The following is a 24987-nucleotide window of genomic DNA, read 5'->3' as shown; positions in this document are numbered from 1 at the left end:
AAATTAATGCAAGTTAAACCACTAAAAAATTCAAACGTAATTTAAAAAAATTACACTCAAAAATATTTGGGGTAAAATTTTATTAACAGCGTAATTGTCGGTAAGATCAGATATTTTTTCCGTCTACTATTTTAAAAAAATCATCCCGGTAGGTATCGCCCACAGGTATAATCTTATCACCTATAAATATCCGGCTGCGCTCAATGCTATCAATTTTATTTATGGAAACAATATATGACTTATGTACCCGTATGAAATGCTTTTCGGGCAAGGCATCTTCCATTTTTTTCATGTTCTGCAGGGTAATAATGCGCTCGTTTGGCGTAAAAATGGATATATAATCTTTAAGCCCTTCAATAAACAAAATATCGTGCAGGTAAACCTTTTGTATTTTATGCTCGGTTTTTACAAAGATAAAATCGCTCATAAAATCATCCTGGGCAATTGGCTCAGGCGCTGACACCGGCTTAGCCGCCGGCTGAATAATGCCCTGGGCCTTTTGTGCCGATTTATAAAACCTGTCGAAAGCGATAGGCTTTAACAGGTAATCCAACACATCAAGCTCATAGCCTTCAAGTGCATACTGCGGATAGGCAGTAGTAAGTATTACCTTTGTTTTTCCGTTAGCGATTTTCAGGAATTGTATGCCTGTAAGCTCAGGCATCTGCACATCCAGAAAAACCAGATCAATGCCGCCGTCCTGCACCATGGTAAGTGCCTCTATGGGGTTGGTAGTTGCTTTTACCAGTTGCAGGAACGGTACTTTTGAAATATAATCTTCCAAAATACTCAGGGCCAAAGGCTCATCATCAACTACAAGGCATCTGATCATGGCTATAAAACTAAGGATAATTGACAAGTATAGGTATCCACCTCGTCGCGAATTTCTAATTTATATTTATCAGGATATAATAGATCCAACCGGCGGCGAACATTAGGTAAACCTATGCCGCCTGCTGTGTCGCGGTTAAGCGTGTGTTTTTTGTTTTGGGTGAAAAAGTAAAAGCGCCCGTCAATAGTGTTTATTTTTAATATAATGGGCGATTGCGGATCGTTAGCTACGCCATGTTTAAACGCGTTTTCTATGAATGAAACAAGCAGTAAGGGCGCAATTTGCTGGTTGGTTACCTCGCCTGTTATTTCAAAATCGATAAACGCCTTGTTACCAAAGCGGATCTTTTGCAGATCGATGTAATTCTGCAGGTACTGTATCTCTTTACTTAAGTCTACCTTATTATCATTACACTCATACAGCATGTATCGCATTATTTCAGATAGCTTCAGAATAGCCTCTGGCGTGGTATCAGATTTTTGATAGGCCAGCGAGTAGATGCTGTTTAACGAGTTAAAAAGAAAATGTGGGTTGATCTGCGATTTGAGAAACGAAAGTTCGGCGCTTAATCGCTGGTTTTCCAGGTCGCGCTGTATACGTTCGTTTAAAAACCAGTCTATTGTAAACTTTAAAACGGTGCTTAAAAACAGGAATATAGTAGAGATGAACAGCGTATTAACGAAATACTTACAAAACGGAATTACCTGGCCTTTGGTCCGCATCAGTATAATGCTTTTGAACATTAAACCAACGCCATATTTTGCAAGTCCAAAAGTTATAAGTGTAATGATGATTGATAAAGCAAACAGCTTATATTTTTTTTTATTAAGAAAGCGCGGAATGAGAACAAGAAAATTAAGATAAAAGCAGCTAATGTTAATGGCGCCATACAGCACAAATATAACCAGCACTGCCTTGGTAGTCATTTTACCGCTATAGCGTGCAATAGAGGCAAAAAAAGCGATAAAACATATCCATGTAATAACGTGCCAAAATATTTGCCAGCTTTTTTTCATTTGCATATAGTGCTTCTAAGGTAATGTTTTGCATAAATATCTGCCCTGCTATTATATGTAGGCATCTATTTTACCGATGAACCGCTTTAAAATGCCGATGAACAGGTTCATAGGGTTTATAGTCCGTTCATCTACAATTGCTGCCTGTTGGTCTAAATGATTTTAGCACCCAAATCATTTATTATTCCTTTGTTGTGTAAATCAATCACAAGCACAATGAAAAAGTTAGTTTCAAACTCCAATCCATTTTTATTATTACTGGCACCAGTTGTATTTGCTATAATAATGGGCGTAAGCTACCAGTTTGAACAAAAGAGGCAATTTGCTGCACACAACACTACGGTACAGGCTACTTCGTTATTTATAAAGGGCATTGCTGTTGTTAAAACCGTTTGTTCTGTTGCAACCGAAAAGCTATGGTAATCCGCACCGAAGGTTTATCGTTCAGCTTTGGCAACCAGCAGGTTGTTAAATCGCTTTCCCTGGAGGTTCCGGAGGGAAGTATCTACGGGTTTCTTGGCCCAAACGGCGCCGGGAAAACTACTACCATAAAGATGCTGCTTAACCTGTTACGTGCAGGCGAAGGCAGCATTCAGATTTTTGATAAGCATCTTGAAAATAACCGCATTGATATACTAAGGCAGGTAGGCTCACTAATAGAGCAGCCCGCAATTTACCAGCACCTTACAGGGAAAGAAAACCTGCTTAACCGGGCCATGCTTTTACAGGTTAGCGAGAAGCGGGTAAATGATATGCTTAGCTTAGTGCAGCTTACCAACGCTGCTAATAAAAAAGCCGGGCAATACTCATTAGGGATGAAACAACGCCTGGGCATTGCGCTTGCCCTGCTTAACGACCCTAAGCTTTTAATACTGGATGAACCTACCAACGGGCTCGACCCTAATGGTATCATAGAGATTCGCGAGTTGATGATGCGTATCGTTAAGGAAGGAAAAACTGTATTTGTATCCAGCCATTTATTAGCTGAAGTGGAAAAAATGGCAACACATGTAGGGATTATCAACCATGGTAAAATGATGTTTCAGGGAACTATTAATGATCTGCAGAACATTAGCCAACCACAGATATACATAGAAACTGATAATTCTGTGGATGCTGCCAACCTTTTAAAACGACACAACTTCACTGTTAACGAGGTAGAGAGCGAAAGCTTGTATGTGCCCTTTGAATCCAGAGAGCAGATCGGGCATATCAATTCGCTTCTTGTACAAAACGGGCTTACGGTATTTGCAATCAATAAGCAGCGTAAGGACCTTGAAAAACTGTTCTTAGATATCACCAAAAGCAACTGAACTATATGAGGGGATTTTTACTATCATTCAGGTCTGAGTTTTACAAGACCCGCAAAACGCTTGGCTTTTGGGGATCTATTATTCTTCCGTTAGCCATTACTGCCCTGGCTTTCGTAGCCGTATATACCAAAAGCGATAAGTTTGTTAAAATGCCGCCTATGATGCTTTGGGCGCAGTTTAGCATGATAAGCCTGGGTAGCATGGGTACGTTGCTGTTGCCTATTTACACCATTTTTGTTGCCTACTCTGTTAACAATGTAGAGCATAAGTCTGATACCTGGAAAACACTTTTCAGTTTACCAATTTCACGCTGGGCGGTGTATGGGGCCAAGTATTTTTACGCGTTTTTCCTGCTGTTTATTTGCATGGCATTGTTTACACTACTCAACATTGGCTTTGGTAACCTGTTAAGTTTTGTAAAGCCGGAATTAAAGTTTAACGAGTTCCACATGGAACTTCAGCTAATGCAGGTGTTTTATAAATTACTGTTATCTGCATTGGGTATCCTTTCTATACAATTTTTGTTGAGCTTGCTTTGGCCAGATTTTCTGAAACCAATGGGCTTAGGGTTTGTGGCCACGGTAGTAGGAGCCATATTGGCATCAAACCAGTGGGAGTACAGTTACTTGTTCCCTTATTCGCATCCAATGGGGGCTATGCGCAGCATGATCAAACAGCATGGCGGGCCATCAGATCATTTTGAGATTGATATTTATACCAAGGATGTTTATGTAAGCCTTGCAATTGCGGCTATTGTGTTTGTAGCTGGCTATTTCATAGTGCAAAAACGCAGTGTAAAATAACACATTGTTAAGTTTTGGGTGTTATTACAGATACAACAGCGTATGGATAATTTATTATTTTTAAGGATAGGCGGCTTTGAGCTGTTTCTGATCATCTGTGTAGTAGTATACTTTGGGCTTATTGTATTTGCCTTGTTAGATGTTATCCGCAGTACGTTCAAAGATCCCTTTAGTAAGTTTCTTTGGGTAATAGTTATCCTCTTCTTTCCATTTTTAGGCTCAATACTCTATCTGGCAATAGGCAGAAATCAAAAACGGTATTAGCTAAGAGTTAATTCGACCGTAGTATAGTTATACATTTAAAATCAAAATTGGCATCAGTGTCCTCGCCGCAATTAGCTGCATGAATGGTGGTGCTTTATGAGATTGGTACAAGGATAACAATCTTAAACTGAGTGTAACAGTCGGCCATTTTTTTTCGTCTATCCTGTATAAACTTTATCACATGAAACCTATTACAATTTTAAGCGCAATATGCTTGCTGCTTGCGCAAACCGGCAAAGCGCAGTTTTTTAATAAACTTAAACAAAAGGCACAGTCAGCGGTAACCAACGCAGTTACCGGTAACAGCAATCAACAAGTATCAACTTCAGGAGGCTCATCTGCCACGGGCAATAACAGTTCGGCAACAAGCTCAGGGTTTGACGCCTCTAAATATGGCACGCCTTCATTCACTTTAGAGGCCGGCGAACGTATTGTTTACGGGGAGGCTACACTAAGCATAATAAATAACCTAACACTTATAAAGGTAATTACGGCAAAAGACAGGCAGTATTATCTATATGAAAATGGTACACGTAAAGGCCCCTTTAACACGCCGCCGGTAGACAAACTGGATAACTGGAGAAGTAATGGCGACTACTATAACAGCAACGATAAGGAAACTAACTGGCAGCCTTATGTTGTAAAGGGCATATTATCAGTAGATGGTAAAAGCTATGGTGAGTATTTGCAACTGACCAAATTTTACCACAATAAAGCTAAAAAAAGGTTTTATGGGGTTGGGGTAAAAATGGAACAGAATGCAATGGCCGTTTATTTGGTGAGCGATAAAGGCGCCCGTAAAATACCATTGCCTACCGAGCAATTACTGATAAGTGATAACGACGAGTTGGGCGGTGTAATTGTTAACGCAACCCAATACAATGCTAAAACACCTGAGGAAACCTATAAAATTATTACCAATGATGATTTTTATGTATTGCTAAGCAATGGAAAAACCCTTGGGCCATTTGCTGCGGTGCAGGCTTCGCAAAGCTGGCTGGATAATAACGGTAATCTGATACAGGTATCAAACAGCCGCAAAGCAGTGTTTATTAATGGAAACCAATTGGCAGCCTTTGGCGATAGTATGAATGGCGATGGTAAAGCATTTGTTAACAGTAATGGCAAAAGCGGGGCCTGGTTTGAGCGTGGTAACCTTTACTTTACCGATGGTACACAAATAATTGATTATGCATTGCAGCCTGCCGTTTCTGTTGAGAATGGTAAGGAAGTGTTGAACTGGTTAAGCATCCAAAACAAACAGGTATATGTTTGCAAAAAAGATCTGTAGTGTCTTAATAGCCGGTGTAATGCTGTTTGCAAGTTTAAGCGTGCAGGCAAAAAATTATCGCCGGTTACTTAACAGGCATTACCAGAAAGCAGAAACATCTGCAGAGGCCATAAGGCCTTTGCTTCAAAAATATGCCCGCCTGTATAACGAGAATCCCCGTTTACTGGAGGCGGTAGTTTTCCCGGAACTGATGCGTTATAATGCTGTTTTTAATGTGATCGAAACTGGTTCATTAATGAGCCTTTACACCCGGCTTGGCAGCGATTACGCTGACTTTTCTATCGGCCGTTTTCAAATGAAGCCTTCGTTTGCCTTGTCAGTCGAAAATTATGTGCTGCAAAATACGGATAAGCCCTGGGCCCGGGCGCTTAAATTTGATGAGATAAGCACCGAGGACACTTATGAGGCCCGCTCGGCACGTATTGATAGATTGAGCGATGTAGAGTGGCAGGTAAAATACCTTATAGCGGTATTTAAATGCATCAAACAAAAGCATGCAGCTTATCTTAATAAGATTTCCCTGCGGCAACAAATTGTATTTATAGCAACCGCTTATAACTGTGGTTGGGATAAAAGTACAGCCACAATCAATTGCTTTACTACGAAATGTTATTATTGCATATCGCCATGGCAAACCGGCCGTAAATATAACTTCGCGGACATTGCTCTTCAAAGGTTTGCAGAGCTAAAATATCCTAATAAAGCCATTGCTTATACTGCTGCCTGATAGGCGGCTTTTTAATTTACGAGAAGTTAATTAACCGCTGGTAAAGCCAGCGCTTTATCAGTTAAGGTACTTAAATAAAGTTATTGCAGGTAAACCCTTAATAACTTTAAAATTTTTGGAAGGCTTTCAAAGCTTAGCGTTAACTTGCGCTTTCATCAACCATAATTTAATGTTCAACAAATTATTGTTAGTTAACTTGCTTGTATTATTTGCAGGTGTTTCATCCGCCCAAAAAACTTATACACAGGCAAGCATTCACTCCCATAATGATTATACTCGACCACAGGCTTTTTATAATGCCTATAATGCAGGCGTTGGCTTTATAGAGGCTGATGTTTATTTACGCAACGGCAAATTAATGGTAGCCCATGATAGCAGCCAGATCAGCGCAGATCGTACGCTTAATACCCTTTATCTGCAGCCACTGCAAAAAGTGCAGAGGCCGGTCACATTGGTTATCGATCTGAAAGAAAGTTACGCACCCTTACTTATTGAAGTTTTAAGAGAACTACAGCCCATTAAAACAATGCTGAATGCTGGCGATGGTAAAAGCCCCGTTACTATACTTATCACCGGCAACAGGCCAGCCCCTGCTGACTACGACAAATATCCGCCTTACATTTTATTTGATGATGATCTGCAAAAGCCACACAACGCTGAGCAATGGAAACGGGTGGCAGAGGTAAGTCTTAATTTTGCAAATTATTCGGCCTGGAAAGGTGAGGGGGAGCTATCTAAAAAAGACGAGGCTGTATTAAAATCTGTTGTAAACGCTGTACATGCAGCCGGAAAAAAAGTCAGGTTTTGGGGCAATCCGGATAATGTGGCCGGCTGGCAAAAATTGATGGATATAGGTGTTGATATTTTAAATACCGACAAAATAGATGAGCTAAAAAGCTTTATTGCTGCAAAAAGCAGGTAAGCATAAGCAGTTAAACAAAGAAGCTCTGGTATCCTGCCAGAGCTTCTTTTGTTTAACCATTACAGGGTTTTATTAAAAGAATTTAAAACCCACGCTAAGCGCCCAGAGGTTTTGCCGCTGGCCAAAGTTGTCATTTATTTTAGTTAAGCCGCCTTCGTACCTAAAGTCGGCGGTGATGTGACCAATATCTACACCAGCACCCGCCTGGAAACCTAAAGTGCTTTTCTTATAATCACCAAAATCATTATAAGCGCCGCTTACATTGTCGCTAAAATTCTGGTTTTTATCAAGTACGTAACTAAAAATAGGACCAGCCATTACACGTACATTAAGGTTATCACCTCCCCAGCCTTTACCCACCAGCAATGGTAAGTTAAGTGTAGTGAAAGTGACTTTTCCGTTGGTTTGAACTGTGCTGCCGTTGCTGTCAAAATCAAACTTACCACCGCTGCTGCCCAAATAAAGCTCGGGCTGCAAGTACAATGCGCTCCCAAACCTGGCAAATGCACCCACCTGGTAACCTGTAACAGACGACTCGCTCACATTATCGGTATTTATTTTTGAAAAGTTGATACCTGCTTTTGCTCCAAGCGAAAACTGGGCTTTTGCGCTTACCGCTGCCATTATAACGATGGCAATACTTAAAAGATATTTTTTCATAGTTGTGTGTTTTAACAGACCTGTGATTAACCTTTTTACAGATCTTATTGTTTTACCATAGATGTTAGTTGTATAATTGGTTTGTTATAATACGTTTAGAGATGCTATATTGTTAAAAGTTTAACATACTGTAGGTGATTAAACGCTTGGGGCTATGTATTTTTTATATTTTTGCTTAAATTAATTTATTTATGGCAGAGATAACTATCAGCAATAAAGATTGGGAACGTGTTAAAATAAAAATTCAGAGAAAATACAATCACCTTACCGACGAGCAATTGCAATATACCGAAGGGCAAGAGGAAACCCTGATAACCCGTTTAATGGAGCTGGTGAATCGTGACAGGAATTACGTAATTTTTACACTGAAAAAAGCATTGGTGAACATAGACAATAATCGCCTGTAGATTAAGTTTATGCATAAAAGCCTCAGGCTTTTGTATATTTATATTTCGCGAGGTTATGTTAAAAAAAAAGTCGTTAGTTAAATTTAAAAGGCCTGCACTTGTAATAGGCGGGCTGGCTCTTGCAGTAAGCGTATGGAGCTTTAAAGACGATCTTTTTCAGATATCAAAAAACCTTGACGTTTTTGCCTCGGTTTACAAAGAGGTCAATCTTAATTATGTTGATGACATTAACTCGGCCAAACTGGTTAAAACAGGGGTTGATGCTATGCTTGAAGGCCTTGATCCTTATACCGAGTTCGTGCCCGAGTCGGAAGTTGAGGAGTTTAACCTGCATTATGTAAGTACGCAGTACGGGGGTATTGGTGCCAGTATTTTCCTTCGGGATAACAAGGTATTTATATCTGATGTATTTGCAGGCTACCCGGCACAACGATCAGATATACGACAGGGCGATCAGTTGGTGAAGATCAATGATATCGACCTTTCGGGTAAAACAAACGACCAGATAAGCCAGCTGCTAAAAGGCTCTAAAGGGACTCCTGTAAAGCTGCTGGTTAAGCGTAACGCCGAACAGCCAATAATAAAAAATCTTACCCGCGACGAGATAAAACAACCTAATGTGGCTTATGCAGGTATGGTAAACGGTAACATGGGTTATATTAAACTTAATAAGTTTTTAGAAAACTCTGCCAACGAGGTAACAACAGCGCTGATAGAGCTAAAAAAAGATAATCCAAGCGGTATTATATTAGATCTTCGCTCAAACGGCGGGGGTATATTGCAGGAAGCTGTTAAAATAGTCAACTTGTTTGTGCCAAAAGGCGTGATGGTAGTATCGCAAAAGGGTAAGGTAAAAGAAAAAAACTTTACTTATAATACGGTTAGTACCCCCCTTGAACCCAATTTACCACTGGTTGTTTTAGTTAACGGCCGCTCGGCATCGGCGTCAGAAATAGTTGCGGGCGCGTTGCAGGATCTTGACCGGGCCATTATTATAGGCCAGCGCAGTTATGGCAAAGGGCTGGTGCAGCAAACGTTTAACCTGCCTTACAACAGCAAAGTGAAGATTACTGTAGCCAAATATTTTATACCATCTGGCAGATGCGTGCAGGAACTTGATTATACTCACCGTAAGGATGATGGCAGTGTAATTAAAGTGGCAGACTCCTCCATTCATGAATTTAAAACCCATAACGGTCGCTCTGTGTACGATGGTAGCGGCATTTACCCGGATATACCAATAAAGCAGGAGCGTTTTGCCAATATTACATCTACCCTCATCAGCAAACTGTATGTTTTTGATTATGCAACCATATATCGTAATGCACATGCTGCACCTGCAGACATCAAGGGCTTTACCTTGTCTGACGCCGATTACAACGACTTTGTGAAGTACTTAAGCGGTAAGAATTACACGTACAATACAGTATCTGAAAAAATATTGGGTTCGCTGAAAACCCAGGCAACCAAGGAAAAACAATTTGAACAGATAAAAGCAGAGTATGAAGCGCTGCAAGCCAAAATGACCAACACCAAGCAAAACGACCTACAGCTACACAAAGATGAAATTAAACAGGTGCTTGAAAATGAAATAATATCCCGTTATGCTTATGAAAAAGGCCGCTACGAGGTAAACTTTAAATATGATAAAGAATTAGCCGAAGCTGTTAAAACTTTGCAAAGTAAGCAGCAATTGGCATCAGTATTAAATGGGGAAGGCGGTTTTAAAGTAATTGGCAAGCCGGTACTTGCCATGGCCGAAAAGGATGGCAAATCGGACGACGATTAATAATTGACATCTAAAATATTAAAACGGGATAGAGATTTTTTTCTATCCCGTTTTTTTATGTGTTGTAACATCGGCGCTACAAAATAAACCCTGCTGCGCATTGCTTGTCATATTTACAAAACTTTACTATTATGAAAAAGATGATAATAACTGCAGCGATATTTTTAAGCTGCATAGCATACAAGCAAGCCGAAGCACAAATTAGTTTAAGCATCAATATTGGTAGTCAGCCAGAATGGGGGCCGGTAGGGTACGACCATGCAGACTATTACTATATGCCGGATATTGACACTTATTATGATGTGCCTGCTCATCAATACGTATATCTTGAAAATAACGCATGGGTACGCCGCTCATACCTGCCTGCACGGTATCGTAACTATAACTTATATAATGGCTATAAGGTGGTTATTAATGAGCGTAATCCGTGGGAACGTAATAATGTTTACCGTACTAAATACTCAAATTACAGGGGGCGTACCGGCCAGGTAATCATACGCGACAGCCGTGATGCAAAATACCGTAATCATTGGGTTGGTACTAAAGAGCACATAATTCATCGTAAAGCAATAAAAAACGATAGAAAAGAAATAAAACATGATATAAAAAGGTTAAAGCACGACCGTAAACATGGCCACTAATTAAGATTCGTTTTTATGGTTTAATAAAGCGGGAGCACCTTAAAGCTCCCGCTTTGTCTTTTAAAACAAAAGGCAACTTTTTGAAATTATGCATATATGAAAGTAATACAGAATATTATTGGAGGCCTGGCCGGAGCCCTGGCTTTAAACATACTGCACGAAAGCGTAAGGCGTGTTTATCAAGATGCGCCCCGCGTTGACTTGGTTGGAGAAGAAGCCCTTACCAAAATTGCAGAGTCTGCAGGTACTGAACCACCTAAGGGCGATAAGCTGTATGCTGCAACTTTGGCTGGCGATATATTAAGCAACGCCTTGTATTATTCAGTTATTGGTACTTCTAAGAAAAAGAATTTACTTGCAACAGGTTTAGTTACAGGTTTAGCGGCCGGCGTAGGCGCTGTTACGCTTACAAAACCTTTAGGTTTAAGTGATGCGCCCGTTACCCGTACAGATAAAACTAAGGCGCTTACAGTTGCATGGTATACCTTAGGGGGCGTAGTTGCAGCGCTTACCATAAAGGCTTTACGCAAATAGTTTTATTTTTCGAGTAGGCCGGTTACAAGCGATTTCCATTGTGGCACAGAAAGCCCGGCGCGTGCCGCAAGGGCAATTAGGGTATTGCGCACGGTATCATAAAGGCCGGTATCTGTATTATTTGGGGTTTCGTTGCGGCCATGTACGGCCGCGCTAACCTTGGTTAAATAGCGTTCAACAATAAAAGTACTTGTTGAGTTATGGCTAAAGAAGTGGGCGGTGGCCTTATCATTACTGCCTGGTTTGGCTACGGGCCTTACGGTCATGGTGATATACTCACTTTCTGCATCGGCATCTTCCTTTTCAATTATCCTTTCAATACGCACCCACTCTTTACCGTCTCCGGCTGATGATCCTGGGGCCGGTAGGTCGATACTGAAATAATCGCCTTCTTCAGCGGTTTTATATACCTCGTTACCTTGCGCATCTGTAATAGAAAACTTTGCAGAATGCGGCCCGCTGAAAGTATGCCATTGAGAAATGTCTTTCAACCTGTTTTTTACCAACAAAAACAAATGATGCGCCTCTGCTATATTTTGGCAATCAATAGCATGTAGCACGTCAGTATGCTCGCCTTTAACTTGAGGTGGAATATTTTCTTCTGCGTTATTCATAATATATTTACAATCAAAGCTTAGAGGTGTTTTTTGCAAGTCTGGATGATTTGTTTCTAACTTTATGTAAAATTATCGTTACAAACCATTCTTATATTTTTATTATAAGCTAAATATTAAATGATATAGGCTGATAATTGTTATTTTCAGAGCATATTAACTTAACTTAATGACAAAAATCTACTACCAAATTGCGCTGAAATGTTTAATAATACTTGCTGCCGGTATTTGTGAGGCTCAGCCCCGGGTAGATAGTACAAAATTAAACGAGACAGAAAAAAAAGCAGTTGATATTTTTTTCTCTGGCATTGCAGACCAGTCCAGATTATATAATGGCCCGGAGTATACCTTTTATGATCCACTTATAAAGGGTAATGCTTATTATAATGAAGCGCCCAAGTTTGAACCAGGTGCGGTTATGTATGATGGTGTTTTATACAGTGATGTCCCTTTGCTTTATGATCTTAATAAAGATTGCTTAGCTGTTTTACTGCTCAATAAAACCAACATGATCAGGCTTATCGATCAACGTGTTGCATATTTTGACCTGCTTGGACATCATTTCAAACGGATTGACTTAAATAATGACAAAAGCATTATAACACCAGGTTTTTACGATGTAATTTATGGCAGCGATAAGTTAGAAATACTGGCAAAGCGCCGAAAGGAAATCTTAACAAAGTCGACCCTTGCAAGTACATTTGAAAGTTATTTTAACCCGCAAATTAACTACTTTATTAAACTCAATGGTATTTATAAAAGCATTAACAGTAAAAGTGCTTTGTTAAGTGTATTTAAAGACAGGAAGAAAGATCTTGAACAATACATTAAATCGAATAATCTGAACTTCGACGACAGCCAAAAAGAGCGTTCAATGGTACAAGTGGCCGCATACTATGACCAGTTAACAAATTGATATGAAGAAACTTTACTTTTTAAGCTTTTGCTTTTTATTGATTGCAAAACTGGTTGGTGCGCAAAACACAACAGAGCATTTAAATGTCAATCTTCAGCAAGCACCCGTAGAAAATCTTATAAAAGAAATTGAAGCAGGAACTGATTACAGGTTTTATTATGATGCAACTGTATTTGATAGTGTAAAGGTAACTGTGCAGGCTGCCAATAAAAGCGTTAATGAGATTCTTTCTGCTGCTTTTAATAACACACCTTACTCATTTGCTATAACCCATCAACACCAGGTTTTCTTAACTAAGGGCCGGAATATATCTCCATCACTGGCAGCAGGTTTTTTTAATATCAAACCTGGTGAAGCATCGAAAGTAGCTATACCTGCTAAAGAGTTTATAACCGAAACACAAAAAGCCATACCTGAAGCTAATACTGAAAATAAGCTGTATGAAATAGGTGCGAAAACTAATGGAGCCTTATCTGGTAAAGCAACATTATCTGGATATGTGCGTGACAGCAAATCGGGCGAGTCTATTGTTGGAGCAAGCATTTACCTGCCCGAATCTAAAACAGGCGTTGCAACAGATCAATACGGTTACTTCACCTTAAGCATCCCTAAAGGCAAACATGTACTGACTGTGCGTGGGATGGGCATGCGCGATACTCGTCGTCAAATCATGATGTATTCGGATGGGAAGATCATTATCGAAATGCAGGAACTGGTCACAAGTTTACGGGAGGTGAAAATCTCTGCAGACAAGATGTCCAATGTTCGCAACGTGGAGCTTGGAGTTTCACGCTTAGATATCAAAACTATCAAACAAATACCTACTGTATTTGGAGAAGCGGACGTTCTGAGGGTTGTTTTAACTTTACCAGGCGTGCAATCGGTAGGCGAAGCAACTACCGGCTTTAATGTTCGGGGGGGGGCAGCAGATCAGAACCTGATACTGTTAAATGATGCTACAATTTACAATCCGGCGCATTTTTTTGGTTTTTTCTCTGCTTTTAACCCGGATATTGTAAAAGGGGTAGAGCTTTATAAGAGTAGTATCCCTGAAAAATTTGGAGGAAGATTATCCTCAATATTAGATGTTACTGACAGGGAAGGCAACAAAAAGCAATTTACAGGTTCGGCTGGAATTGGATTAATTACGAGCCGGTTAAATGTTGAGGGCCCGATTGTAAAGGATAAAACATCGTTCATATTCGGCGGGCGTATTACTTACTCAGATTGGTTACTTAAGTTGCTTCCTAACGAGTATAAAAACAGCCAGGCATCTTTTTATGATTTCAACTTAGATATAAGTCATCAGATCAATGAAAAAAACAACATCTATGTTACAAGTTATATTAGCCGCGATAAATTTAAACTGAATAGTGATACAGCATATAGTTACAGCAACCGTAATATAAATATTAAGTGGAAACATAACTATAATGATAAGCTGTTTAGCCTCTTTACAGCCGGCTTAGACAGGTATGAATATAATATATCCAGCGACGACAACCCGGTTAATGCTTATAAGCTGAAATTTGATATCAATCAAACCAATTTTAAATCTGATTTTACTTATTATCTGAGCAAAAAGCATACGCTCAGCTTTGGGTTGAACAGTATATTATATAAACTGCATCCTGGTGATTTTACTCCACTTGGTAACAAGTCGTTAATTGCAACGGATATTATTGATGCCCAGCAAGCTTTAGAAAGCGCTTTGTATCTGGGTGATAAATGGGATATATCTGATAAGTTTTCGATAAACTATGGTATCAGATATTCAGTCTACAATTTTTTAGGTCCGCAAACGGTTAATAATTATGCACCAGGATTACCAAAAAGTAATACTACATTAACAGATAGTACCCGTTATGGAAGCGGTAAGATAATCAACACTTATCATGGCCCCGAAATAAGGGTATCAGCAAGATATAATCTTGATGATGATCTTTCTGTAAAAGCAGGGTATAATACCTTAAGGCAATATATCCATTTGCTGTCAAACACCACAGCAATTGCGCCTACTGATGTATGGCAGCTTAGCAACCCAAACATAAAACCTCAGTTTGGTGATCAGGTTTCTCTCGGATTATATAAAAACTTTAGTTCCAACACCATTGAAACATCGGTAGAGGTTTATTATAAACGCCTTAACGATTATCTCGATTATAAAAGTGGTGCGACGTTAGTGCTTAATCATCATATAGAAACAGATGTAATAAGTACCAGGGGTAAAGCTTATGGTGTGGAATTGATGCTAAAGAAAAGTACAGGCAAATTGAACGGTTGGATAACTTACGCCTATTCGCGCACCTTCTTAAAGCAGGATGATCCTACCATAGGTATACCGGTTAACGATGGTAAATATTATCCGGCAAATTATGATAAACCGCATAGTATGAATTTTATTGGAAATTATCGCTTTTCGCACAGATACAGCGTATCGCTTAACGTAACTTACAGCACCGGCAGGCCAATAACATTACCTATAGGCAAGTATTATTATGCAGGCTCAGAAAGGGTTTTGTATGGGGATAGAAACGCTTATCGAATACCTGATTATTTCCGCAGTGATTTTTCGTTAAACATTGAAGGTAATCATAAAGTGCATCAAAAATTTCATAACTCATTTACAATAGGCGTTTATAATTTAACCGGGCGGCCAAATGCTTATTCAACTTATTTTACCGCTAACAATGGTGTGATAAATGGGTATAAATTATCAATTTTTGCTACCCCGATACCCTTTATTAATTATAATATCAGGTTTTAAAAGCATGGTTCAAAAATGATAAAAAAGTTTTCACAAATTGGTTTGTTAATGATGTGTGTTCTTTATGTATCTTGCAGAAAGTCGTTCGACCCAACCGTGCAAACACAGGCCAAAAGCTATCTCGTTGTTGAAGGCCTTATAAATACTGGGAATGATTCTACAATCATAAAATTGAGCCGCACAGTTAATGTAAACGATACAATGCAGGTAAAAACTGAAGCAGGGGCTACAATAAATGTCATTGACGAAACAGGCAATACTTATAGGCTTGTTGAAGTCAGTGCCGGAAGGTACGGTGCCGGTCCTTTGGGTTTAAACGCTTTGCACAAATATGGCCTTGACATCGTTACCGGTAACGGGACACATTACCAATCTGATTTGGAAGCTGTAAGAAATGCGCCTCCAATCGACTCGGTTGGTTATAATGTAAAAGACAATAGAATAATAATAAATGTTTCATCCCATGACCCTGCAAACAATACACATTATTATAAGTGGGATTATGATGAAGACTGGCAGTTTAATTCAAAGTATCGTTCTGGCTACATAGCTGAAGATGATAGTGTAAGGCGCCGGACGCTTGATGAGGATATTTATTATTGCTTTAACAAATCCAAATCTAACAATATTGTGCTTGGCTCTTCAGTAAAACTCACAAGCGATTTGATACACGAAGCCCCCGTAATTTCAATACCTGGCGAATCGCTTAAAATAAGTCTTCGATACAGCATTTTGGTAAAAGAGTTCGCTTTGAGTAAAGAGGCCTATTTGTTCTATGAAAATTTAAAGAAAAATACCGAGCAGTTAGGCAGTATTTTTGATGCGCTGCCATCTGAAATATCAGGCAATATACATAACGTTGATGACCCGAAAGAGCTGGTAATAGGATATATTTTAGCCGGCACCTATACTCAAAAGCGTAAGTACATCAACAAGTCTGAGTTGCCAAACTGGCAAACTGCTTATCCTGAGGGTTGCCAGCTGGATACAGCGTTATATAAACCGCTTAATAATGACCCTTTACCTCAGGTGCAGTTTTGGATAGTGGAAAAAAGGGCTTTGGCAACGGATTCGATAGCTTCATCCACTGGCGAAGTGCTGGGCTTTTTTCGTACCGGTTTTGTATGTGCAGATTGTACACTGACAGGCACAAAAAAACGCCCTGATTTTTGGGAGGATAACTGATGAAGAAAAGGCTAACAATACCATTTTTATTAATAACGTGTTTTGTTATTCTGACATGCAAAAAACCTTTTTATCCTACGGTTCAGGCGCAGTCTAAAAGCTATCTTGTTGTCGAAGGGTTTATTAATACAGGTAATGATTCTACAGTTGTAAAGTTAAGCCGCACGGTTAATGTATCTGACAGTACCCGGATAAAAGCAGAAACAGGTGCAAAAGTAAGTGTGATTGATGATACCGGCACCAGTTACTTACTTACAGAAGTAGATAAAGGAAAATATGCTGCAGGTCCGATGCCTTTAAATTCTTCGCATAAATACCGCCTTGATATTATCACATCAGGCGGCCTCCAATATCAGTCTGATCTGGTAGAGGCAAAAAACGCACCGCCTATTGACACGATTGGATATAAAATAAGATACAATGGGCTGCAAATAAACATATCATCCCATGACCCGGCGAATAACACACATTATTATAGATGGGAGTATGACGAAGATTGGCGCTTCCATGCTAAATATGAATCGTTTTATATAGCCAAGGACGATACAGTTGTGCGCCGTACTCCCGAAGAAGATATTTATAATTGCTTTAATAAAGCTAAGTCATCAACTATAGTGATTGGTTCATCAGTAAAGCTTACAAGCGATGTTATTTCCGAGGCTCCTTTAACTTTGATACCATCATCATCTCAAAAAATAAGTGTTAGATATAGTATAATGGTAAGAGAGTATGCTTTATCCAGGGAGGCTTATTTGTTTTATGAAAACCTGAAAAAAAATACAGAACAGTTGGGAAGTATTTTTGACGCTCTTCCATCAGAAATATCAGGCAACATCCATAACGTAAATGATACGAAAGAGCCTGTTATTGGGTACATCACAGCAGGTACGTACACAAAAAAACGCAAATACATTAATAAATCTGAACTGCCTAACTGGCAAACCGCTTACCCGGAAGGCTGTATGCAAGATACCGCACTTTTTGTTAACCCGGTAACTAAGCAAAATGATGTTAAGTTTTACATTTTAGGCGGCAAACAAATTGCAACTTCCAGTATCTTAACAGATACCGGTGTGCTATTAGGCTATTTACGGACCGATTTTATATGTGCAGATTGTACCTTGACCGGCACAAAAAAGCGCCCGGATTTTTGGGAGGATAACTAATGAGAAAAAGAGTTGCATTTTATTGCCTGCTGGTTGTTGCTTTTGTTTTTATAACATGTAAAAAACCATTTGATCCAACAGTTCAGGCCCAGGCTAAAAGCTATTTGGTAGTAGAGGGATTAATTAATACCGGGAATGATTCAACAATAATAAAAGTAAGCCGCACTGTAAACGTACCAGATAGTACGCGCGTTAAAGCCGAAACGGGCGCTAAAGTCAGGGTTATTGATGATGCAGGTAATAATTATGCGCTTACTGAAGCGGATGCAGGGCGATATGTTGTTGGCCCCTTAAGTTTGAGCCCCAATCATAAATATAGTCTTAATATTATAACCAATAGCGGCACAGAGTATCAGTCTGAGATGGTAGAAGTAAAAAATGCTCCTCCAATAGATACCATTGGCTATAGGGTAAGAAATAACGGCCTTGAAGTAAATGTAACCTCTCATGATCCATCTAAACGTACACAATATTATAGATGGGAGTATAATGAGGACTGGCAGTTTCATGCTAAATATCATTCTTTTTTAATTGTTAAGGATGATACTGTTGTGCACCGTACACCAGAAGAGGATATATACTATTGTTTTAATAAGGCAAAATCAACTAACATACTTATTGGCTCATCTGTAAAGCTTACCAGCGATATTATGTCTGAAGCGCCGATTTCGATCATTCCGAAAGGATCACTTAAAATAAGCATGCGGTATAGCGTGCTTGTACGTGAATATGCTTTAAGCCGTGAGGCGTACTTGTTTTATGAAAATCTAAAGAAAAACACCGAACAATTAGGAAGTATATTTGATGCTTTACCTTCTGAGATCTCAGGCAACATACATAATGTAAACGACCCTAAGGAGCCTGTTATTGGCTATATTTTGGCTGGTACATATAGTCAAAAGCGTAGGTATATAAATAAATCTGAACTGCCGGGCTGGGAGCCAGAGTACCCTGCGAGCTGCAAAGAGGATTCTACAAGATTTGTGGAGCCGTTTTCTAAACCTGTAGAAATTTACATATTAAGCGGCCTTACCTTGCCGACAACCGAGATGAAAGATTTTGAAGAAAACCCGGAAGGCGTTTTAATAGGTTATATGCGTACAGACTTTATATGTGGTGATTGTACACTTACCGGTACAAAGAAACGTCCCGATTTTTGGAAGGACAATTAAGTAATAGCAAAAAATGTGCATTTAAGAAAATAAGCATGGGCAAAATTATACAAATAATTAAACGGCGCTTAGTATGGTCTGCTGCTTTATCAACTGTACTTTCTATAGCGCAGGCACAAGAGCTGGCACAAATACAAAAAAGCTTTGAACAGGCCGAACAAAATGTTTTGCATGAGAAAGTGTTTTTGCATACGGACAAAAGTGCTTACGTAGCCGGAGATCTGCTATGGTTCAAAGCTTACTGCATTGATGCAACTACACACAAGCCTTTAAATATCAGTAAGGTTTTATACGTAGAAGTGCTTGATAAAAGCAACGCCGCGTTAATACAAACTAAAATTTCATTGAATAATGGCAGCGGCAGTGGATCTATCAGTATTCCGGTGTCGTTCAATAACGGGAATTACAGGATCAGGGCTTATACCAATTGGATGAAAAATTTTAATGCTGACTATTATTTCTCTAAAACACTTACCATCATTAATACCTTAAAGTCTCCAGAAGAAATTAAGCAACCTGCAACGTCTTATGATGTACAGTTTTTCCCTGAGGGTGGCAATCTTGTTAACGGCTTACATAGCAATATTGGGTTCAAGGTGGTTGATCAGTCAGGCAGAGGAGTTGCTATCAAAGGCGCTGTAATCAATCAAAAAAATGATACTGTTGCACGGTTTCAATCATTAAAATTCGGGATGGGGCATTTTGATTTTACGCCGGCAGAAGGAAATACTTACAAAGCTGTTATAAAATCAGACGGAATTAAGTCATTTGTGAAAGATCTGCCGGTAATTGCAAATAAGGGCTATAATATTGAGTTGGTTGATGCCGGGGCGCAAAATATTGAAGTAACCATAAATAGTACTGAGCAAGGCCCTGTCTTTTTGTTTGTGCATACCGGCCAACTTACTAAATTAGCACAAACGGCCAATATTGTTAATGGCAGGGCTCGTTTTGTTATAAACAAAACAAAGCTTGATGAAGGTGTTTCGCATTTAACAGTTTTCAATAGTGCAAAGCAGCCTGTGTGCGAAAGGTTATACTTTAAACGCCCGAAGCAAAAGCTATCCATAACTTCTGTTGCTGATATGGCAAGTTACGGCTCACGTAAAAAAGTAAATGTAAATACCTCGTTGAAAGATGCATCCGGCAAACCTGTTGATGCGGATCTCTCCATGGCCGTCTTACGGCTTGATTCATTACAGAACATTGATAATGACGATATCATAAGCTATTTATGGTTAAGTTCAGATTTACGTGGTTATATAGAGTCGCCGGGTTATTACCTCAAAGATACAACGGTAATAAGTAACCAGGCTGTTGATAATCTGATGCTTACCCAGGGATGGCAAAAGTTTAAATGGACAAAAATAGAACAAGATAAACCGGCTGCATTTGCATTTTTACCAGAATATACCGGCCATGTAATTACTGCAAAGGCAACTAATTCAGCAAGTACACCAGCCTCAAATATTATTGCTTTTTTGGCTGTACCAGGAAAACGGGTACAGCTATATACAGCCAAAAGCAATACAGAAGGGAAATTGTTTTTTAATACCAAACAGTTATTCGGGCCGGGTGAGGTGATTGTACAGCCGGCTATTCAAACGGATACAACTGTTAAGATTGATGTATTAAGCCCTTTCTCAGAGCAATATTCCACTGGTTTATTGCCTGCATTTAACTTGTACCCGGCGTTGCAGCATGCGCTGGAAGAAGAAAGCTTAAGTATGCAGGTGCAAAATATTTATGCCGGTAGTAAACTAAAACAGTTTTATACCGGTGGGATTGATAGCAGCGCCTTTTATCAGCCCTATAAAAGTTGGAATCTTGATGACTACACACGTTTTAGGACACTGGAGGAAGTGCTCCGTGAATACATTTTCGGCTTAAATGTATTCAGAAGCGATAATAAATTCAGCATACGAATGATAGATCAAAAAGGCTTGATGTATGACAACCCTTTGGTTATAATGGATGGTGTACCTATTTTTAACATGGATAAAGCCCTTGCCGTGGACCCGTTAAAAATTAAAAAAATTGAAATGGTTAACGAGCGATATTACTGGGGCCCATCTGTTTATGAAGGCATCTTAAATTTTACAAGCTACAAAGGTGACCTTGGCGGTATTGAACTGGACCCGCATGCAGTTGTTATAGATTATGAGGGCATGCAACTGCAACGGGAGTTTTATTCGCCTGTTTATAATACCGATGCCCAGTTAAACAGCCGGATGCCTGATTTTAGAAGTCTTTTATATTGGTCTCCAAATGTAACAGCAGAAAAGGTATCCTTTTATACGTCTGATATGAAGGGTAAATATATAGGCATTGTACAGGGCATTTCAACAGATGGGCAACCAGCGGCTCAAACCTTTAGTTTTGATGTGAAATAAAAAAAGCGGCTTATGGCCGCTTTTTTTATGATGGTTACATTGATAACATACCTTACCAGAAAAATGAGTAAAGAGCCACTATTATACCGCCTACAATTAAGGCGCCGGCTGTAAAAGCCCTTGAGGTTTTAAACATAGAAGCATCTATTTCCAATCCGTTTGTTTTGACGCCTTTAGCCTGATCAATTTTAGATATGATATACATACCTATCACACACAGTAGGAATACAAAGCCCATCCGGTCGATAAAAGGGATCTCGTAAAGTTTGGTCACCTTATCATCCTGTACAGCTAATTTAGAAAAGCCGTAAGGTGATAAAAACTTGAGATTTGCAAAGCGCGGCAGAAGCTTGAAAAATACCGAGAAGCAAAACCCGCCGATTGTTGCAAAAAGCGCTGCATTAGGAGTAGCTTTTTTCCAGAAGAAGCCCAGTATGAACATGGCAAAAATACCTGGTGACACAAATCCGGTGTATTCTTGTATGTATTGGAAGCCCTGTTTGCCTTCGCCCATTAACTGTTCGCCTATCAATAGCGACATAATAACACCCAAAAACATGGCTACAGCAACCGATATCTTACCCAGGCTAACCAGATTTCTGTCTGTTGCCGCCGGGTTAATTGCTTTTTTATAAATATCAAGTGTAAAAATAGTTGCGATACTATTGGCTTTACCGGCAAGTGAGGCAACAATTGCTGCAGTAAGCGCTGCAAAAGAAAGGCCTTTTAACCCGGTAGGTAATAAATTGAGCAGAGAAGGATAAGCTTTATTCGGATCATTAACACCCGACGAGCTAAGCATTTCTTGATGAAACATTCCTTTTTGATAAAGCAGGTAGACCGCGATGCCTGGTAAAACTACAATCACAGGCATCAGTAATTTTAAAAATGCTGCAAAAAGGATTCCCCCACGGGCAGTTTTTAAATTTGCGCCTAAGGCACGTTGAGTAATATATTGATTACAGCCCCAATAGTTTAAGTTTACAATGATCATACCGCCTATTAATACAGACAGACCGGGCATCTCCATATAATTTGGATTGCTTTTATCAAAAATCATGTGGAAATGATCGCTGGCTTCTGAGCGCATAATATCTAACCCGTTCCATAGGCCCGTAGTGCCAGATTTTTCACTGATAAGGTTTAAGGCGAGGTAGGTTGCAACTAAGCCACCTAATATCAATACAAACACTTGTATAACGTCGGTATAGCCAATTACCTTCATGCCACCTAAGGTGATCAATACAGCAAATACGGCAAGGCCTATTATACACCAAATAATACTGATGCCAGATATCCCGCTTATAGCCAGAGCGCCCAGATAAAGGATAGACATCAGGTTAACAACAATGTAAAGCAATAGCCAGAAGATGGCCATAACCATAGCCACTGTGCCGTTATACCGCTCATGCAAAAACTGCGGCATGGTGAATATCTTGTTTTTAAGATATATAGGAATGAAAAAAATGGCCACTACAATCAATGTCGCTGCGGCCATCCATTCATAAGTAGAAATAGCGAGCCCCATTTTAAATGCAGAGCCGCTGGTGCCAATAAATTGCTCAGCCGAGATATTAGATGCGATTAAAGAAGCGCCAATTGCCCACCAGGTCAATGAACCTTCTGCCAAAAAGTAATCCTTTGATGTAGCATCAGCATTGTGTTTGCGGCGGTAAACCCAGTAGCCGTAAGCGGATACTATAATGAAGTAAATAAAAAATACGATGTAATCACCGTTAGACAGTGTCTTCATTTATGTGTTTATAATTGATTTTAAATTTAGGCTAATAATAGGCTATAAATGTCAGTTTAACAAATCTAAGAGAATCCACGTTTGATGATAGACCTTTATTATATTGCTAAAGCCAACAATTAAGTCAAAACGAATTTAAGTTAAATTTTGAAAAAGCTGCTATAACACCAAAATAATGCAGCAACAAAGGAAAATTAAAAATTTTAAAAAAGATTTGCGCTATTAAAAACGAAGCGTATATTTGCAGTCCCAAACGGAGTGGTAGTTCAGCTGGTTAGAATACATGCCTGTCACGCATGGGGTCGCGGGTTCGAGTCCCGTCCATTCCGCTAAAAGGGTATCAAAACCCACCAAAAGTGCTTAAATCAATGATTTAGGCGCTTTTTTTATGTCAAAAGCGCTCGTTTCAGACTAAGTTTTATGATTCTCTCGGTTACCTATTCGGTTACCTATTTGAATCACCTAATTTAGGTAACCGAATAAGGATTTAATTGATTGATTTTGAATGAATTAACATGGTGTCAAATGGCATCAAAACGATTCAAATTTTATTAAATCTTTTATCAAAAAATTGGTTACTTATGAAGAATTCTAACAGCTTTTCGATCCTGATCTGGGCAAACAAAGCAAAATCAGATGTTAATGGCCTTATGCCCCTATACGCGAGAGTGACTGTAATGGGCAAAAGGGCGGAGATCTCTCTAAAAAAGAAGGTCAATCCTGCTAAATGGGATGCAAAGACCGGCTACATGAAAGGAAGCGGCAATGAAGTGCGTACTATCAATAATCATATTCACCAAGTTTCGGAGGAGATCTTCCGGATCTACAGTGAATTGCAGAAAAACAGCGAGTACATTTCGGCCGAAGAAATTAAAAATAAATTTACAGGCGTACCGGATGAGCGGCGTTCTCTGCTTCAAATATTTGACGAACACAATGCCGATATTCAGAAACTGGTCGGCAAGGACTATGTTAAAGCGACGCTGACAAAATACAAAACTATCCGAAGCAAAGTCGCTGAATATATACTGCACAAATACAACAGGTCCGATATTTACCTCGACTTACTTGAGTACAGCTTTGTAACGGGTTTTGAAAAGTATCTTAAGATAGAAGCAGGCATCGACCATAACACGGCTATGGCGTATATCAAGCGCCTTAAAAGGATCATCTCTTTAGCGGTACATAACCATTGGATACCGTACAATCCGTTTGCGGCTTTCAAATGCACTACACGAAAAGTAACACGTGAAGAATTAAATCCGGAGGAGCTTGAAAGACTTATTGATAAAAATTTCGCTGTAAAGCGTCTTGAAGAAGTACGTGACTGTTTCCTCTTTAGTTGCTACACAGGTTATGCGTTTGTTGATGCATCCAAATTGACCAGCGCGAATATTGTGATCGGGAATGACGGAGAAATGTGGATGAAGACCAACCGGACAAAAACAGAAATCGCTGCCAACGTCCCGTTGCTGCCACAGGCCATAGATATTATCAACAAATACAAAAATCACGATGAATGTGTGATCAGTGGCCGAATCCTGCCGATGAAAAGCAACCAAAAGATGAATGCATATCTTAAAGAGATAGCAGATCTGTGCGGCATAGAAAAAAATCTTACAACCCACATGGCCAGGCATACCTTCGCCACGACAGTAACACTAGGAAACGGTGTTCCGATAGAGTCAGTCAGTAAAATGCTTGGCCATACCAAAATCACCACAACGCAGATCTATGCCAGGGTAAGGGAACAAAAGCTAAGCTCTGATATGAAACTCCTTCGAAAAAAACTAAACGCGAAATCTGTATAGAACCCATGTTC

The 24987-nt window shown here is 39.5% G+C and carries 23 protein-coding genes and 1 tRNA gene; 19 read left to right on the top strand and 5 right to left on the bottom strand.

Translation table 11 applies throughout. From position 1 onward, the window contains the following. Positions 1-106: 106 nt before the first annotated feature. The gene (locus tag ACFQZX_RS16270) at positions 107-832 is read right to left on the bottom strand and encodes a LytR/AlgR family response regulator transcription factor (protein ID WP_377117338.1); all 726 of its coding nucleotides are present in this window, start codon (positions 830-832) and stop codon (positions 107-109) included. Positions 833-834: 2 nt separating this feature from the next. Next, positions 835-1848: a sensor histidine kinase gene (locus tag ACFQZX_RS16265; protein ID WP_377117336.1), complete on the bottom strand. Its 1014-nt coding sequence runs from the start codon at positions 1846-1848 to the stop codon at positions 835-837. A 216-nt stretch (positions 1849-2064) separates the two neighbouring features. Between ACFQZX_RS16265 and ACFQZX_RS16260 the strand changes: the two genes are divergently transcribed. The 7 genes from ACFQZX_RS16260 (at position 2065) to ACFQZX_RS16230 (ending at position 7168) form a co-directional block, all read left to right on the top strand. Next, complete coding sequence (locus ACFQZX_RS16260; protein ID WP_377117334.1) at positions 2065-2271, top strand: hypothetical protein; 207 nt, start codon at positions 2065-2067, stop codon at positions 2269-2271. After that, entirely contained in the window at positions 2265-3161 is an 897-nt protein-coding gene (locus ACFQZX_RS16255; protein WP_377117333.1) for an ABC transporter ATP-binding protein, read from the top strand. The genes ACFQZX_RS16260 and ACFQZX_RS16255 overlap by 7 nt, the downstream gene beginning before the upstream one ends. Before the next feature lie 5 nt (positions 3162-3166). After that, on the top strand, positions 3167-3964 hold the full coding sequence (locus tag ACFQZX_RS16250) for an ABC transporter permease (RefSeq protein ID WP_377117331.1): 798 nt from the start codon (positions 3167-3169) through the stop codon (positions 3962-3964). Positions 3965-4006: 42 nt separating this feature from the next. Next, the gene (locus tag ACFQZX_RS16245) at positions 4007-4228 is read left to right on the top strand and encodes a PLDc N-terminal domain-containing protein (RefSeq protein WP_377117329.1); all 222 of its coding nucleotides are present in this window, start codon (positions 4007-4009) and stop codon (positions 4226-4228) included. 181 nt (positions 4229-4409) lie between these two features. Then, positions 4410-5519, top strand: a complete 1110-nt coding sequence (locus tag ACFQZX_RS16240) for a hypothetical protein (protein ID WP_377117327.1) — start codon at positions 4410-4412, stop codon at positions 5517-5519. Continuing rightward, positions 5497-6246 (top strand): hypothetical protein, encoded by a 750-nt coding sequence (locus ACFQZX_RS16235; RefSeq protein ID WP_377117325.1) that lies wholly within the window; start codon positions 5497-5499, stop codon positions 6244-6246. The genes ACFQZX_RS16240 and ACFQZX_RS16235 overlap by 23 nt, the downstream gene beginning before the upstream one ends. Before the next feature lie 169 nt (positions 6247-6415). Further along, positions 6416-7168 carry a hypothetical protein gene (locus tag ACFQZX_RS16230; protein WP_377117323.1) on the top strand — a complete coding sequence of 251 codons (753 nt, stop codon included), beginning with the start codon at positions 6416-6418 and terminating at the stop codon, positions 7166-7168. 72 nt (positions 7169-7240) lie between these two features. Here ACFQZX_RS16230 and ACFQZX_RS16225 read toward each other — a convergent pair whose 3' ends face one another. Beyond that, a complete protein-coding gene (locus ACFQZX_RS16225) occupies positions 7241-7828 on the bottom strand; it encodes a porin family protein (protein ID WP_377117321.1) in 588 nt (195 codons plus the stop codon). Positions 7829-8019: 191 nt separating this feature from the next. Here ACFQZX_RS16225 and ACFQZX_RS16220 point away from each other — a divergent pair, with 191 nt between their 5' ends. The 4 genes from ACFQZX_RS16220 (at position 8020) to ACFQZX_RS16205 (ending at position 11199) form a co-directional block, all read left to right on the top strand. Then, positions 8020-8235 (top strand): hypothetical protein, encoded by a 216-nt coding sequence (locus ACFQZX_RS16220; RefSeq protein ID WP_377117319.1) that lies wholly within the window; start codon positions 8020-8022, stop codon positions 8233-8235. A gap of 55 nt (positions 8236-8290) precedes the next feature. Continuing rightward, positions 8291-10024: a S41 family peptidase gene (locus ACFQZX_RS16215; protein WP_377117317.1), complete on the top strand. Its 1734-nt coding sequence runs from the start codon at positions 8291-8293 to the stop codon at positions 10022-10024. A 131-nt stretch (positions 10025-10155) separates the two neighbouring features. Further along, complete coding sequence (locus tag ACFQZX_RS16210; protein WP_377117315.1) at positions 10156-10665, top strand: hypothetical protein; 510 nt, start codon at positions 10156-10158, stop codon at positions 10663-10665. Positions 10666-10761: 96 nt separating this feature from the next. Then, positions 10762-11199: a hypothetical protein gene (locus ACFQZX_RS16205; RefSeq protein WP_377117313.1), complete on the top strand. Its 438-nt coding sequence runs from the start codon at positions 10762-10764 to the stop codon at positions 11197-11199. Positions 11200-11201: 2 nt separating this feature from the next. Here the strand turns inward: ACFQZX_RS16205 and ACFQZX_RS16200 are convergent, their stop codons facing one another. Further along, positions 11202-11813 (bottom strand): hypothetical protein, encoded by a 612-nt coding sequence (locus ACFQZX_RS16200; RefSeq protein WP_377117311.1) that lies wholly within the window; start codon positions 11811-11813, stop codon positions 11202-11204. Between the two features lie 169 nt (positions 11814-11982). On the opposite strand from ACFQZX_RS16200, the gene ACFQZX_RS16195 reads away from it, so the two are divergent. From ACFQZX_RS16195 to ACFQZX_RS16170, 6 genes are read left to right on the top strand one after another with little or no spacing between them, the layout of a single operon-like run. After that, positions 11983-12729 carry a hypothetical protein gene (locus tag ACFQZX_RS16195; protein WP_377117309.1) on the top strand — a complete coding sequence of 249 codons (747 nt, stop codon included), beginning with the start codon at positions 11983-11985 and terminating at the stop codon, positions 12727-12729. A 1-nt stretch (position 12730) separates the two neighbouring features. After that, on the top strand, positions 12731-15496 hold the full coding sequence (locus tag ACFQZX_RS16190; protein ID WP_377117307.1) for a TonB-dependent receptor: 2766 nt from the start codon (positions 12731-12733) through the stop codon (positions 15494-15496). A 15-nt stretch (positions 15497-15511) separates the two neighbouring features. Then, on the top strand, positions 15512-16681 hold the full coding sequence (locus ACFQZX_RS16185) for a DUF4249 domain-containing protein (RefSeq protein WP_377117304.1): 1170 nt from the start codon (positions 15512-15514) through the stop codon (positions 16679-16681). Further along, positions 16681-17847, top strand: coding sequence for a DUF4249 domain-containing protein (locus tag ACFQZX_RS16180; RefSeq protein WP_377117302.1), 1167 nt, complete (start codon positions 16681-16683; stop codon positions 17845-17847). The genes ACFQZX_RS16185 and ACFQZX_RS16180 overlap by 1 nt, the downstream gene beginning before the upstream one ends. Further along, positions 17847-19019 (top strand): DUF4249 domain-containing protein, encoded by a 1173-nt coding sequence (locus ACFQZX_RS16175; protein WP_377117300.1) that lies wholly within the window; start codon positions 17847-17849, stop codon positions 19017-19019. The genes ACFQZX_RS16180 and ACFQZX_RS16175 overlap by 1 nt, the downstream gene beginning before the upstream one ends. A gap of 35 nt (positions 19020-19054) precedes the next feature. After that, positions 19055-21412, top strand: a complete 2358-nt coding sequence (locus ACFQZX_RS16170; RefSeq protein WP_377117298.1) for a hypothetical protein — start codon at positions 19055-19057, stop codon at positions 21410-21412. A gap of 52 nt (positions 21413-21464) precedes the next feature. On the opposite strand, the gene ACFQZX_RS16165 is transcribed toward ACFQZX_RS16170, so the two are convergent. Beyond that, on the bottom strand, positions 21465-23165 hold the full coding sequence (locus ACFQZX_RS16165) for a sodium:solute symporter family transporter (protein WP_377117296.1): 1701 nt from the start codon (positions 23163-23165) through the stop codon (positions 21465-21467). A gap of 255 nt (positions 23166-23420) precedes the next feature. On the opposite strand from ACFQZX_RS16165, the gene ACFQZX_RS16160 reads away from it, so the two are divergent. Both ACFQZX_RS16160 and ACFQZX_RS16155 read left to right on the top strand, forming a co-directional pair. Beyond that, positions 23421-23494, top strand: a tRNA-Asp gene (locus ACFQZX_RS16160). Between the two features lie 252 nt (positions 23495-23746). After that, on the top strand, positions 23747-24976 hold the full coding sequence (locus ACFQZX_RS16155; protein WP_377117294.1) for a site-specific integrase: 1230 nt from the start codon (positions 23747-23749) through the stop codon (positions 24974-24976). The last annotated feature ends 11 nt before the right edge of the window (positions 24977-24987 follow it).

This window comes from Mucilaginibacter litoreus (assembly GCF_042676805.1).
Classification (GTDB): domain Bacteria; phylum Bacteroidota; class Bacteroidia; order Sphingobacteriales; family Sphingobacteriaceae; genus Mucilaginibacter; species Mucilaginibacter litoreus.
This window is presented reverse-complemented; position numbering and strand designations above follow the sequence as displayed.

Bases quoted from the DNA above. Each gene is read 5' to 3' on its own strand.
- ACFQZX_RS16270 (WP_377117338.1), bottom strand. From the start codon at position 832: ATGATCAGATGCCTTGTAGTTGATGATGAGCCTTTGGCCCTGAGTATT.
- ACFQZX_RS16265 (WP_377117336.1), bottom strand. From the start codon at position 1,848: ATGAAAAAAAGCTGGCAAATATTTTGGCACGTTATTACATGGATATGT.
- ACFQZX_RS16260 (WP_377117334.1), top strand. From the start codon at position 2,065: ATGAAAAAGTTAGTTTCAAACTCCAATCCATTTTTATTATTACTGGCA.
- ACFQZX_RS16255 (WP_377117333.1), top strand. From the start codon at position 2,265: ATGGTAATCCGCACCGAAGGTTTATCGTTCAGCTTTGGCAACCAGCAG.
- ACFQZX_RS16250 (WP_377117331.1), top strand. From the start codon at position 3,167: ATGAGGGGATTTTTACTATCATTCAGGTCTGAGTTTTACAAGACCCGC.
- ACFQZX_RS16245 (WP_377117329.1), top strand. From the start codon at position 4,007: ATGGATAATTTATTATTTTTAAGGATAGGCGGCTTTGAGCTGTTTCTG.
- ACFQZX_RS16240 (WP_377117327.1), top strand. From the start codon at position 4,410: ATGAAACCTATTACAATTTTAAGCGCAATATGCTTGCTGCTTGCGCAA.
- ACFQZX_RS16235 (WP_377117325.1), top strand. From the start codon at position 5,497: ATGTTTGCAAAAAAGATCTGTAGTGTCTTAATAGCCGGTGTAATGCTG.
- ACFQZX_RS16230 (WP_377117323.1), top strand. From the start codon at position 6,416: ATGTTCAACAAATTATTGTTAGTTAACTTGCTTGTATTATTTGCAGGT.
- ACFQZX_RS16225 (WP_377117321.1), bottom strand. From the start codon at position 7,828: ATGAAAAAATATCTTTTAAGTATTGCCATCGTTATAATGGCAGCGGTA.
- ACFQZX_RS16220 (WP_377117319.1), top strand. From the start codon at position 8,020: ATGGCAGAGATAACTATCAGCAATAAAGATTGGGAACGTGTTAAAATA.
- ACFQZX_RS16215 (WP_377117317.1), top strand. From the start codon at position 8,291: ATGTTAAAAAAAAAGTCGTTAGTTAAATTTAAAAGGCCTGCACTTGTA.
- ACFQZX_RS16210 (WP_377117315.1), top strand. From the start codon at position 10,156: ATGAAAAAGATGATAATAACTGCAGCGATATTTTTAAGCTGCATAGCA.
- ACFQZX_RS16205 (WP_377117313.1), top strand. From the start codon at position 10,762: ATGAAAGTAATACAGAATATTATTGGAGGCCTGGCCGGAGCCCTGGCT.
- ACFQZX_RS16200 (WP_377117311.1), bottom strand. From the start codon at position 11,813: ATGAATAACGCAGAAGAAAATATTCCACCTCAAGTTAAAGGCGAGCAT.
- ACFQZX_RS16195 (WP_377117309.1), top strand. From the start codon at position 11,983: ATGACAAAAATCTACTACCAAATTGCGCTGAAATGTTTAATAATACTT.
- ACFQZX_RS16190 (WP_377117307.1), top strand. From the start codon at position 12,731: ATGAAGAAACTTTACTTTTTAAGCTTTTGCTTTTTATTGATTGCAAAA.
- ACFQZX_RS16185 (WP_377117304.1), top strand. From the start codon at position 15,512: ATGATAAAAAAGTTTTCACAAATTGGTTTGTTAATGATGTGTGTTCTT.
- ACFQZX_RS16180 (WP_377117302.1), top strand. From the start codon at position 16,681: ATGAAGAAAAGGCTAACAATACCATTTTTATTAATAACGTGTTTTGTT.
- ACFQZX_RS16175 (WP_377117300.1), top strand. From the start codon at position 17,847: ATGAGAAAAAGAGTTGCATTTTATTGCCTGCTGGTTGTTGCTTTTGTT.
- ACFQZX_RS16170 (WP_377117298.1), top strand. From the start codon at position 19,055: ATGGGCAAAATTATACAAATAATTAAACGGCGCTTAGTATGGTCTGCT.
- ACFQZX_RS16165 (WP_377117296.1), bottom strand. From the start codon at position 23,165: ATGAAGACACTGTCTAACGGTGATTACATCGTATTTTTTATTTACTTC.
- ACFQZX_RS16155 (WP_377117294.1), top strand. From the start codon at position 23,747: ATGAAGAATTCTAACAGCTTTTCGATCCTGATCTGGGCAAACAAAGCA.